The following is a 12,588-nucleotide window of genomic DNA, read 5'->3' as shown; positions in this document are numbered from 1 at the left end:
AGGCGCAGAAGCTGGATCAAAATGAAAAGCGTATGCGCCTTGAAAGCTCCGACAAGCATAAGCAAACGCTTGAAGTGGCGGTTTCAATAAATAGCACCATTAAAAGAAACGTACGAAACGGGAATAATAGCCGAAAGGGCCTTGCTGCAGACAGCAAGGCCCTTCTTCTAAGGAGGAATCATGATGCAGCAGGAAAGATTGACATCCATCAGACGGGATTTGCACAAAATCCCTGAACTTGGTTTTGAGGAATTCAAAACACAACAATATCTATTAGACTATATCGCAGCATTGCCTCAGGAATCTTTGACTGTAGAGACATGGAAAACAGGGATTTTTGTTCGTGTGAAAGGAGAGAACGGGGACAAGACTGTGGGATATCGCGCAGATATCGACGGACTGCCATTAAAAGAAGAAACGGGTTTTCCTTTTTCTTCGACACATGAAGGGCGGATGCACGCTTGCGGGCATGATTTTCACATGACGATCGCACTGGGCGCGCTGACGCGTTTAGCTGCGGATCCGGCAGATGATGATGTTGTGTTTATTTTCCAACCGGCAGAAGAAGGGCCAGGTGGAGCAGAACCTATGCTGGAGTCTGAAATGATGGAGCATTTCCGCCCGGATGTCATTTTCGGTCTTCATATTGCGCCAGACTTACCCGTTGGTACGGTTTCATCAAAACCGGGTTTGCTCTTTGCCAATACGAGCGAATTGTTCATCGATTTTACAGGTGTCGGCGGGCATGCAGCTTTTCCTCATTTGACACATGATATGGTTGTGACGGCAAGTTCATTCGTTACGCACTTGCAGCAAATCGTAGCGCGCAGAGTCGACCCGCTCGACAGTGCTGTTATCACTGTAGGGAAAATAGAAGCGGGTACTGTGCAGAACATCATTTCTCAAAATGCCAGGCTAGAAGGGACAGTGCGTAGCCTTTCTCCTGATGCAATGGATAAAGTGAAGATGGAAATAGAAAAGATTGCAAAAGGGTTTGAAATCGCCGATGATTGCGAAATCGCCATTGACTATGGTTCGAATTATCATCAAGTGTTCAATGAAGAGACACATGTCCAGCTTTTTAAAAGAATCATGGAAAGGACACCATACAATTTTCAAGAGGCGAAGATGGCGATGACAGGAGAGGACTTCGGGTATATGCTTAGGGAAATCCCTGGTTTCATGTTTTGGCTTGGGGTTGATTCCGAAGCGGGATTGCATCAATCAACATTAAAGCCAGATGAAAAGGCCCTTGTCGTCGGCGTGGATATTGTGGAACAGACGTTGCGCGAACTCTGAACAGGGGTATATGATCGAGATTCCTGCAAACACTATCCCATGGATGTAATCTGAGGGTGTTGGGAATGAAGAAAATAGGGATCGAAGCTGACTTTAAATACCTACGCTGCACTTCAAGCGAAAGCTATTATGTTCAACAAATTGAATAACCAGGATGGGTGCCGCAAGCTTATTTGTTGTGCCATATCAGGATAAGACCGTGATGGTGTGGGATCCAATGTCCGCTGGCTTTGGGGCAGATGGGAGAACAGCAGACCAGGTGTGCCATGAAGTAGACATGTACTTCCCTGATTTTCCTGGCTGCGCCGGGGAGTTCTGGCCTGGCATTTACATAATTGAAGGGGTTGTCTTTGATGGAAACAACAATCAAACTTTTCGCTGTGGCTCTCCTGATCATTTTGACAGCTTTTTTCGTCGCCAGCGAGTTCGCCATTGTCAAGGTCAGGAAGACGAGACTGGAATCGAGGGCTTCCGAAGGGGATTCGAAAGCGAATAATGCTATGACAGTGCTGAATGATCTGGATTATTATTTGTCCGCGTGCCAACTGGGTATTACAATCACAGCTCTTGGTCTAGGCTGGTTAGGGGAGCCGACACTTGAGGTCCTTTTAAGACCGTTGCTGGATCAGGTTGCGCTTCCCGAAGGAGTGACACATACGATATCCTTTGCAATCGCCTTCTTTATCATCACCTTTTTACATGTGGTTCTCGGTGAACTGGCTCCAAAAACGATGGCCATTCAGAAGGCTGAGGGCATCACTTTGTTGCTTGCTAAACCATTGATGTTATATAGCAAGCTTATGTATCCATTGATTTGGCTGTTGAACGGTTCTGCTAATATTTTGGTGCGGATGTTCGGTTTTCAGACCGCTAGAGAAGCGGATGAAGTCCATTCCGAAGACGAGTTACGCCACATTCTGACGAAAAGTTATCAAAAAGGCGAAATTAACCGATCTGAATATACGTATGTGGATAGGATATTCGAGTTTGATAATAGGACTGCGAAAGAAATCATGATTCCGAGAACAGAAATGGCAGTCATCGATGTCCATCAATCAGTGACTAACGCCATACGGGAAGTCAAACACAACCGGTATACAAGGTACCCGATTGTCGAAGGAGATAAAGACCAGGTGGTCGGAGTCATTCATATGAAGGAATTGCTCTATGACGATGCTGAAAATCAGGGAAGCCTGCGTCCATTCCTCCGCCCTGTCATGAAAGTATTTGAAAATGTACCTATCCAGGATTTGCTTGTGAAAATGCAGAAAGAGCATACACACTTAGCCATATTAATTGATGAATACGGGGGTACAGCGGGTATGGTGACCGTTGAGGATATTCTGGAGGAGATCGTCGGTGAGATCAGGGACGAATTTGACTCGGAAGAGGAGCGGGACATTAAACGTTTGAAAAATGGCCACTTCCTTTTAGAAGGAAAGACAGCTATCCAGGATGTCAATGACTATTTTGATATTCAGTTGAATCATCATGAAATTGATACCATATCAGGCTGGCTTTACACAAAAGATTATGAAGCAAAAGAAGGGACATTGGTGACAGAAGAAGATCATCATTTCAAAATAGTTGATATGGTCAAAGGTCAGATCAAAAAAGTAGAAGTTTGGAAAGAGGTCGAATAGTCAAGACACCGTTTAGAGAAGATGGGCTCGTATCCTTTCATTCAAACTAAAAAAGGGGGACTCCCACATTTGGAAGTCCTCCTTTTCATCTTCAATGTCCATGCACTATAGACGGACCCTGCATTGACTTAAGACTCTTTTTGTACAAAAACCTGGTGTGGATAAGGAATTTCGATTCCAGCTGCATCAAGTGCTTCTTTCATAGCTTTTCTTAAGTCACGCTCCACAGCCCATTGCTGCATGTTTTCCGTTTTACCTAAAATACGGATGACAACGTCAGAGGAACCGAGACTTTGTACGCCAAGGACACTTGGACCTTCCTTGAAGCGTTCATCTTCAGCGAAGTCTTCAGCTACCTTATGCAGGACATCCATCGCCTGGTCGATGTTTTCATCATACCCGATGCCGATGTCGACGAGTGCACGCATGTTGCCACGGGAATGGTTGGCTACCCCGGCAATGTTCCGGTTGGGAATGAAGTTGAGCGTACCGTCAAAGCTGCGTACTTTCGTTGTACGTATGCCGACTTCCTCAACGACACCATCATAGCCGCCTGCTGTAACATAATCATCGACTTCAATTTGCCGCTCCAGCAACAGGAAGAAACCTGTAACGATATCAGAAACAAGTCCCTGTGCACCAAATCCGATGGCAAGGCCGACAATTCCAGCCCCGGCAAGAAGTGGGCCGATTTCTATACCTACTGTGCTCAATAGCATCATGACAAGTATAAAAAATAGGACATAGGAGAAAATGTTTACAGTAAGCTTCTGGAGAGTTTGGTTTCGCCTTTCTGATATTTTTCGCTGTGTGCTCATCCGGTTGATGGCCGCTTCAATTGCTTTACTGCCAATCGGCTTAATAATGGCAAAAGCGATTAATAAGACGAGAACCTTTAAGCCGCCAGTAATCAACCATTCGACGACTACTGTCGGATTGAATTTAAATCCTTCTTCAAATAAGTTCATGATAGGTGTGACTCCTTTCTTACAGTCCATTCTCTTACTATAATAGGATAGCTGAAATGATAGGGAAGTTTCAACGATTAGTAGGTTGAAATGCAATGAATTTTGTCGAGATACACTAGCAGGGCAAATAATTTTACTTTCCTGAAGAGTTTGTGTTTAATAAAAAAGTGAAGGTTAAGAATAGCGATAGGCGGATGTCCATTCCTTTTGTCAGTAGATTAAAATAATTATTACTTAAAATTGACTATAAATAAACTTTTCGTTATACTGACAATTGTGTAGAAAAAAGAGTAATATATTTCGGAGGGATTCTAATGGCAGAACGTATGGTAGCTAAGCAGGCACCACGATTTGAAATGGATGCGGTGCTTCCAAACAAAGAATTTGGTAAAGTATCACTTGAAGAAAACATGAAAAATGACAAATGGACGGTTCTCTATTTTTATCCAATGGACTTTACCTTTGTATGTCCAACAGAAATTACAGCGCTTTCTGACCGTTTCGACGAGTTTGAAGATCTGGATGCAGAAGTTGTGGGCGTGTCTACAGATACTATCCACACACACCTGGCATGGATCAATACATCTCGTGATGAAAATGGTCTTGGAGATTTACAATATTCCTTGGCAGCAGACACGAATCATCAAGTGTCCCGTGACTATGGTGTCCTTCTTGAAGAAGAAGGTGTAGCCCTTCGTGGTCTATTTATCATCAGCCCTGAGGGAGAGCTGCAATACCAGGTTGTTAACCATAACAATATCGGTCGCGACGTTGATGAAACGCTTCGTGTCCTACAAGCTCTTCAAACTGGTGGGCTCTGCCCGGCAAACTGGAAACCAGGTCAAGAAACCCTATAAGTTTCCGTAACATTAGAGAATTAGGGTCTAACATTTATTTGTTAGACCCTTTTCTTTCTTATTTAACAGCACGTAAGGAGGATGTTAACAATGCGTTTACGCACACCGATACCAGAATTACCAGAAGCTACAGAGTGGTTGAATAGTGAACCATTATCTAAAGAAGATTTGGTTGGAGGCAAACCGACATTGATCCATTTCTGGTCTGTCAGCTGTGGCCTCTGTAAAGAAGCAATGCCGAATGTCAATGAATTTCGCGATGAATACAGTGACGATTTAAATGTCATTGCCGTGCACATGCCACGTTCAGAGAAGGACTTGGACCTGGAACAAATCAAGGAAGTTGCTGAAGAGCACGGCATTACGCAGCCGATTTATGTAGACAATCAACATGCGTTGACTGACGCTTTCGAAAATCAATACGTTCCTGCTTATTATGTATTTGATGAAGAAGGTAATTTGCGTCACTTCCAAGCGGGCGGCGGAGGCATGAAAATGCTTCGCAAACGCGTGAACCGTGTATTAGGCGTCAATCAAAAATAAAGTATAGGATGTCAGCAGCCCCCATAGAAATGGAAGGGCTGCTTTTTTATCTTGCAGCGGGTGATCAAGACGCTTTACCCTATAAATCCTCCAGCTCCATCCCCCAGCCTTTCCGACGTTTTAGATTCGCAGGATGATGTGAAGCTAAGACTTCGGTCTGAAGAACGAAATCATATCCACTTCAGGTCGGAAAATTTAAAAAATTTTTACAAATGGGTGGAAATTTATTTCGATACCCGATATATTTATAGTTACGTTGAAATTCTTAAAAGGAGGGACACCTATGGATACATTTAAAAAATTAAAGGAATTTTATTGGCCATATAGGAAGTTTTTCTTCTGGTCGCTTTTTTCACTTTTGTTCGTGACTGGAATCACTGTAGCCTATCCAATCATTCTGAAAATCACCATTGATGATGTAGTGGGCCAGGAAAGATACAACCTTATTCCATATCTTTGTGCAGCATTTATTATCCTAATGATCATTAAGGGAATCGCTACATACTTCCATCAGTATTTAGGTGATTTTTTTGGTATTCGCTCCGTTTATACACTAAGGGATGCACTTTATCAAAAGCTGCAGCGTCTTCCTTTCCGCTATTATGACAATGCTAAGACGGGAGACTTGATGTCCCGGTTGACTGCCGATGTAGAAGGGTTCCGCTTCTTTCTTTCAATGGGATTCTCAGAACTGGTCCGTATCGTTTTGTTGATCGTCATCAGTTTGAGTGTCATGTTCTACTTTTCGGTTCCACTTGCACTCGTTACTATGGCAGCTATGCCATTTTTGGCAATTGTCGTCTATCGTTTCGATCGGAAAGTGCACCCGGCATTCAGAAAAATCCGTAAATCTTTCGGTAAACTGAATACAAGAGTCCAGGAAAATATCAGTGGGATGAATACAGTCAAATCATTGTCCCGCGAGGATTTTGAGATCGGCCGCTTTTCCAATAGAAGCGACGATTACCGGACCAAATTCATTACGACTTCAAACATTTGGTCGAAGTACTTTCCTTTGATGGAATTCATCGGAAATGTCTCGGTTGTCGCTTTACTGGCATACGGCGGATATTTGGTCATGAATAACGCCCTGCAACTAGGCGAACTTGTCGCGTTCTTCAGCCTTGTTTGGTACATTCTCGGTCCATTGATGAACTTAGGTTTCGTCATCAACTTGTTTTCACAGGCTAAGGCATCAGGAGAACGGCTGTTGGAAATTTTAGAAGCTGATGAAGAAATCACTGAAAAAGAAGACGCGATCGTCACAGATCGTCTGCAAGGGCACGTATCCTTTGAAGATGTGACACTGACGTACGTCGAAGACGATGATTCTGCACTTAAAAACATCACTTTTGATGCACCGCCTGGAAAAACGATAGGCTTGATCGGAGCTACAGGTGCCGGGAAAACGAGTATCACCCAGTTGATCACTCGTTTCTATGAGCCTGAACAAGGGGAAGTACTCGTGGACGGGGAGCCAGTCCAGAATTATGGTCTCAAAACACTAAGGAAAAATATCGGCTTTGTTTTACAAGAATCATTCTTATTTTCCACATCAATAAAGGAAAACATTGCCTACGGAAACCCTGATGCGGACCTTGATGACGTGATGGATGCTGCCAAACGGGCACAAGCGCATGACTTCATTATGGAAATGCCTGAGGGGTATGATACGTTGCTGGGAGAACGCGGCATGGGCCTTTCGGGTGGTCAGAAACAACGGATTGCGATTGCCCGCGCGATTCTGATCGACCCTGCCATTTTGGTTCTTGATGATGCGACATCAGCAGTTGATATGGAAACAGAGTTCAAAATTCAAAAAGCACTCCAAGATGTAATGAAAGGGCGCACGACCTTTATCATTGCGCACCGTATTTCTTCCTTGAAACATGCTGATGAAATATTAGTCCTTGAGGATGGAGCTGTTAAGGAGCGGGGCGTCCATGACGAGTTGCTCAATAATGGCGGGCCATATCAAAGAATCTACGATATCCAGTATCAAGATAAAGAGAAAATCATTAACACGTCGAGTGTTTCCTGAAGGAGGGGTGACCGTGGCTAAAAAACCGAAGCATAAACCAGAAACGAATAAACACTTGAACCGTTTCAAGTACACCCAAGACCAGGCAGTAGAAAAATCATTCAACTGGTCACAAATGTGGCGTCTGCTGACATATATTAAACCTTACGCTAAAAAATTGCTGCCGATCTCTATCATTGCCATGCTCGTTTCGACAATCGTCCGCCTCGTCGTGCCGATTTTGATTGGTAAAGTGGCCATTGATGTCGCTATTGCAGATGCCAATGCGAATCTCTTGATTCAACTGGTTATCGGTATTGCCGTTTTATATTTACTGAGTTATATAGGAAATGCACTCAGGATCAAGTATGTAAACATTCTTGGTCAAAATGTCATCTATGATTTAAGACAGCATTTGTTTTCACACGTGCAAAGGTTATCCCATCGATTTTTTGATTCTAAATCGGCCGGTTCGATTCTCGTCCGGATCATGAACGATATCAATTCACTGCAAGAGTTGTTTACGAATGGAATCATCAATTTGTTGATGGATGTCGTCATGCTGACAGGAATTATCGTAATATTGTTTGCGCTCAGCCCGAAACTGGCGCTGGCGATTTTGATCATCATGCCGATCATGTTCTACATTTCTACCAAACTGCGACGAAATATCCGCAGATCCTGGCAGGATGTCAGAATCCAACAGTCCCGCTTGAATTCACATTTGAATGAAAGTCTGCAAGGGATCCGCATCACACAATCATTTTCTCAAGAGAAAGAGAACACAGAGTATTTTGATGGAGTGAACACAGATACCTTCCAATCCTGGAATAGAGCGACACGGAAGAGTGCGATGTTCCGGCCATTCGTTGAGATGAGTAATGCGGTTGGTACCGTGATACTTGTTGCTTTTGGTGCCTATATGATTATACAAGGTGATATTACAACTGGTACATTTGTATCATTCGCCTTCTTTCTCGGCATGTTCTGGGAGCCGATTTCAAGACTTGGAATGATGTATAACCAGCTCCTCATGGCGATGGCGGCGTCTGAACGCATTTTCGAATTTCTTGATGAGCAACCGAATGTGAAAGAGAAGGACGACGCCAAGCATTTGAAAGATATGAAGGGACATATCGAGTTCGATCATGTGCAGTTCGCTTACGATGATAAGCGAATCGCCCTTCACGACATCAATCTGGAGATGAAACAAGGGGAAACAGTTGCTCTTGTCGGTCATACGGGCTCAGGAAAATCGACGATCGCAAACTTGATCAGCCGTTTTTATGACCCTACCAAAGGATCTGTGAAAATTGACGGTGTCGACCTGCAAGATGCCACGATAGATAGTGTACGTCAGCAAATCAGTGTCGTACTTCAGGATACTTTCATTTTCTCAGGTACGATTATGGAAAATATCCGTTTCGGCCGCCCCGATGCTTCCGATGAAGATGTCATAGAGGCAGCTAAAGTTGTAGGAGCGGATGATTTCATTCAGCGGTTGAATAATGGCTATGAAACAGAAGTCGAGGAACGGGGGAACATTTTGTCAGCAGGTGAACGACAACTGCTGTCCTTCGCTCGCGCTTTGCTTGCCAATCCGCGAATTCTTATCCTGGATGAGGCAACCGCAAGTATTGATACAGAAACAGAACTCAAAATCCAGAAAGCATTACAGAAACTGTTGAAGGGCCGGACAGCGATTATGATTGCCCACCGCCTTTCGACCATTCGGGAAGCAGATAACATTTTCGTATTAGAAAATGGCCGCATCCTCGAGCAGGGTTCTCATGATGAATTAATGGACCAACAAGGTGAATATTATGAATTAGTCAAATCTCAATTTCAAATGCTTGATGCGATTTAGAAATGACGAAAAGGCACCGGTCCCCCGAGTCCACTATAAAACTCTTTCAATCTAGAGGAACTGTTAAAGTTCGTTGTTGCTTCTCACGAATCGCTTGTCGGTGGATGGTTGCCACGGGCACGGCCTCAGCTAACTTGGTCAAGAAGATCACTTGACCAAGTGGATCTTCGGCTCGTGCTGTTCCCGCAGGCGTCACCCCCGAACGCACATTGTGGAATCAACGAGCCCATCTAAAAAGAGTGATTTTCTTTTATTTATAAAAGAAAATCACTCTTTTTACTTGTACAAAGTAAATACTACATAAAAATGAGGGATTCGCTGATAGACTGTCAACTATCCATGAATTTGAGTCGTACGAAAAGCTGTAGGAAATCAAGGTCCACCCATACCACTTTTTTTATTCTATCTTTCATAGATATTCAGTGAGCCTCGGTACCTCGGTGTTTTTTACTTTTAGGTTTTGATAAATATGATTGGTAATAAAAACAATCTGGGGGATGGGGTGTCCAAATCCAGTCACGTGCCAGTTAAGCAGCTTATATTTTGTACGAGGGAAGGAGGGAGTGCTTTCTGTTGGTATATTCCTATCGTTTATTTCATCAATACTGAAGCCACAGAGTCGATTAGGAGCAGCAAAGTAGAAACCCCGGCCCTAATACTTACATGAAAACTCATAAAGACATATTGTTAAAGGAAAAGAGAAAAAGGGTACAGAATTGGTGATAGGCAGAATGGTCGACAAAGTAAGCTTATTTATATAAAATAAATATCAAATAAAAGTTTGTGAAGGATGTCACAAAATCGTCAACAACGATGTGCCCATAAGCCATTTATAAGTTTTATACTATTATTGAACGACTGGTTATGACCATTTTTTAGTTAGGGGGAGAAAGATGTTTGAATTTGATACGGTCACGATGAGCCGAGCGCTCACGGCCATGACGCTGATCTTCCACGCGATATTTGCCACTATCGGCGTAGGCGTGCCGGTTCTGGTTTCTACCGCTGAATTAATAGGAATTAAGAAAAAGGATTCACACTATACATTACTAGCCAGGCGCTGGACACGCGGGTACACCATAACGGTTGCCGTCGGGGTTGTGACAGGGACGGCGATCGGTTTGCAGCTTTCTCTGATTTGGCCGAGTTTCATGCGAATCGCAGGGAATGTGATTGCACTGCCATTGTTCATGGAAACTTTCGCCTTCTTTTTTGAAGCGATCTTTTTAGGTATTTACCTTTATACTTGGGACCGGTTCAAAAAGCCGATCTATCATTGGCTGCTCTCAATTCCTGTCGTGATCGGAGGCACGATGTCGGCCTTTTTCATTACGACAGTGAATTCATTCATGAACACACCACAAGGGTTCGACCTTGAAGGAGGTCGGTTTACGTCTGTCGATCCTCTGAAAGCGATGTTCAATCCGGCTACACCGACAAAAGTCTTTCATGTCATCTCTTCATCCTATTTGACAGCAGCGGCGATCCTGGCTGGAATCGCTGCCTTCATCATTTTGATGAAAAAAGGAACATCATACCATAAGAAAGCATTGAAGCTTACGGTTTCGATGATGTTCCTGTTTGCTATTTTGACTGCTGTCGCCGGTGATATGTCAGCGAAATTCTTAGCTGAGCACCAACCTGAGAAATTGGCCGCTGGAGAGTGGCACTTTGAAACAGAAGAGGCCGCAGACCTTGTTGTTTTCGGTACGTTGAACGAAAATAATCAAGTGGAAAACGCCATACGGATTCCGAATGCACTGAGCTTCCTTGCACACGGAGACTTTAACGCAGAAGTTGAGGGACTTGACGAAACACCGGTTGATGAACAACCGCCACTTTGGATTCACTATATGTTTGATTTAATGGTCAGCATCGGTTTTTATTTACTGGGCATTTCATTTCTCTTCCTATTGTTCTGGAAGGTGAAGAAATGGAACCCATTCCACCCGATTTTATTATGGGCTATAGCTTTGGCAGGTCCGTTATCCATGCTTGCCGTCGAGTTCGGTTGGGTTTTCGCTGAAGTCGGACGTCAACCATGGATCTTAAGGGGTTTCATGACTGTAGCAGAAGGAGCGACTACATCTCCTTATGTGTTTGAAATGTTCGTATTATTTGCTGCGCTCTATGTAGTCCTGGCAATCGGATGTATTATCGCCCTTAGAAAGATATTCAAAAACAAACCGGCTGAGCTTGAACTGGAACACCGTTATCCTCATACAGCCACTGCAACTAAGGAGGATGAGCGCACATGAGTTATGAATTGATTGGAATTACAGTGCTTTGGTTATTCCTTTATGGATATTTGATTGTAGCCTCTGTAGATTTCGGTGCTGGTTTTTTCGCCTATTATGCAAAACTCACCAAGAAAGATCACTTGATCAACCAGCTGATCTCCAGATATTTATCACCGGTGTGGGAAGTGACGAATGTCTTCTTCGTCTTCTTCTTCGTCGGATTGATCGGTTTCTTTCCGGATATGGCTTACTATTTTGGTCAAGCTTTACTCATTCCAGGTAGTATTGCAATCGTACTCCTTGCCATCCGTGGTTCCTTTTATGCGTTTGAAAACTATGGATCGAAGAATAACCATTTTTACATGTTCCTCTATGGAGCGACAGGACTTCTGATTCCTGCTTCATTATCGACTGCGCTGACGATTTCAGAAGGCGGATATATTGAAGAAACAGCCAATGGAGTACAGTTGTTATTCGGAGAATTATTAACGAGCCCCTATTCCTGGAGTGTTGTCTTTCTCGCGATAGTCTCGGTACTTTATATAAGTTCCATGTTTCTCACTTATTACGCCGATCGGGCAGGAGATGAACCAGCTCTTGAAATCGTTCGGAAATATGCGTTGTTCTGGAGTTCACCAACGATTATTGCCAGTTTGACGACGTTCATCGCTTTAAGCCAGCAAAATATGGATCATTTCCAACGCGCCATCGAGCTATGGTGGGTATTCGGAATTTCCGTCGGCTTCTTCATGATCGCTGTCTTTCTCGTCTATACAGGGAAATATTACGGATGGGCTTTCATTGCTGTGATGATGCAGTTCTTTGTCGCCTTCTTCGGTTATGGAGCGTCACACCTGCCGTATCTATTAAAACCCTATGTAACGCTTACGAGCGGGGTGACGAACGAAGCGATGGCCGTCGCACTGATCATCGTTTTCATCGCCGGTTTACTGCTTTTGATTCCATCCTTGATTCTGTTGATGCGCATGTTCCTCTTTGATGCGGATTATGTGAAAGGGAAAAAATAGAGCAGGCATTACGCGAGGCTACAAGAACTGCAACTTTCTGAGTTATGCATCAAAGAAAAAAGCCGAGTAGGACGATTTTATCGTTCAACTCGGCTTCTTTATTCCGAGGAAATCATCCATGAG

General features: G+C 43.7%; 10 protein-coding genes. 8 read left to right on the top strand and 2 right to left on the bottom strand.

Annotated features, from left to right (window positions below):
- Nucleotides 1-183: 183 nt before the first annotated feature.
- Together HLI_RS02645 and HLI_RS02640 are read left to right on the top strand one after the other, a co-directional pair.
- Entirely contained in the window at nt 184-1,299 is a 1,116-nt protein-coding gene (locus HLI_RS02645; protein ID WP_128522950.1) for an N-acetyldiaminopimelate deacetylase, read from the top strand.
- Between the two features lie 353 nt (nt 1,300-1,652).
- Complete coding sequence (locus tag HLI_RS02640; protein WP_128522949.1) at nt 1,653-2,942, top strand: hemolysin family protein; 1,290 nt, start codon at nt 1,653-1,655, stop codon at nt 2,940-2,942.
- 128 nt (nt 2,943-3,070) lie between these two features.
- Here HLI_RS02640 and HLI_RS02635 read toward each other — a convergent pair whose 3' ends face one another.
- Nucleotides 3,071-3,910, bottom strand: a complete 840-nt coding sequence (locus tag HLI_RS02635) for a mechanosensitive ion channel family protein (protein ID WP_128522948.1) — start codon at nt 3,908-3,910, stop codon at nt 3,071-3,073.
- A 314-nt stretch (nt 3,911-4,224) separates the two neighbouring features.
- Here HLI_RS02635 and HLI_RS02630 point away from each other — a divergent pair, with 314 nt between their 5' ends.
- The 4 genes from HLI_RS02630 (at nt 4,225) to HLI_RS02615 (ending at nt 9,197) form a co-directional block, all read left to right on the top strand.
- Nucleotides 4,225-4,767 (top strand): peroxiredoxin, encoded by a 543-nt coding sequence (locus tag HLI_RS02630; RefSeq protein ID WP_128522947.1) that lies wholly within the window; start codon nt 4,225-4,227, stop codon nt 4,765-4,767.
- A 90-nt stretch (nt 4,768-4,857) separates the two neighbouring features.
- Nucleotides 4,858-5,310, top strand: coding sequence for a redoxin domain-containing protein (locus HLI_RS02625; protein ID WP_128522946.1), 453 nt, complete (start codon nt 4,858-4,860; stop codon nt 5,308-5,310).
- A 283-nt stretch (nt 5,311-5,593) separates the two neighbouring features.
- On the top strand, nt 5,594-7,351 hold the full coding sequence (locus HLI_RS02620) for an ABC transporter ATP-binding protein (protein WP_128522945.1): 1,758 nt from the start codon (nt 5,594-5,596) through the stop codon (nt 7,349-7,351).
- 13 nt (nt 7,352-7,364) lie between these two features.
- Entirely contained in the window at nt 7,365-9,197 is a 1,833-nt protein-coding gene (locus tag HLI_RS02615) for an ABC transporter ATP-binding protein (RefSeq protein WP_241655922.1), read from the top strand.
- A 46-nt stretch (nt 9,198-9,243) separates the two neighbouring features.
- Here the strand turns inward: HLI_RS02615 and HLI_RS21395 are convergent, their stop codons facing one another.
- On the bottom strand, nt 9,244-9,393 hold the full coding sequence (locus HLI_RS21395; protein ID WP_164908452.1) for a hypothetical protein: 150 nt from the start codon (nt 9,391-9,393) through the stop codon (nt 9,244-9,246).
- A 697-nt stretch (nt 9,394-10,090) separates the two neighbouring features.
- Here HLI_RS21395 and HLI_RS02610 point away from each other — a divergent pair.
- Together HLI_RS02610 and HLI_RS02605 are read left to right on the top strand one after the other, a co-directional pair.
- A complete protein-coding gene (locus HLI_RS02610; protein WP_128522944.1) occupies nt 10,091-11,455 on the top strand; it encodes a cytochrome ubiquinol oxidase subunit I in 1,365 nt (454 codons plus the stop codon).
- Nucleotides 11,452-12,465 carry a cytochrome d ubiquinol oxidase subunit II gene (locus tag HLI_RS02605; RefSeq protein WP_128522943.1) on the top strand — a complete coding sequence of 338 codons (1,014 nt, stop codon included), beginning with the start codon at nt 11,452-11,454 and terminating at the stop codon, nt 12,463-12,465. The genes HLI_RS02610 and HLI_RS02605 overlap by 4 nt, the downstream gene beginning before the upstream one ends.
- Nucleotides 12,466-12,588: the final 123 nt, after the last annotated feature.

Origin of the sequence: Halobacillus litoralis (assembly GCF_004101865.1) — a bacterium.
In the GTDB taxonomy this organism is placed as follows: domain Bacteria; phylum Bacillota; class Bacilli; order Bacillales; family Halobacillaceae; genus Halobacillus; species Halobacillus litoralis_A.
Note: the sequence above shows the minus strand (reverse complement) of the source record. Positions and strands in the feature narration are given on the sequence as shown.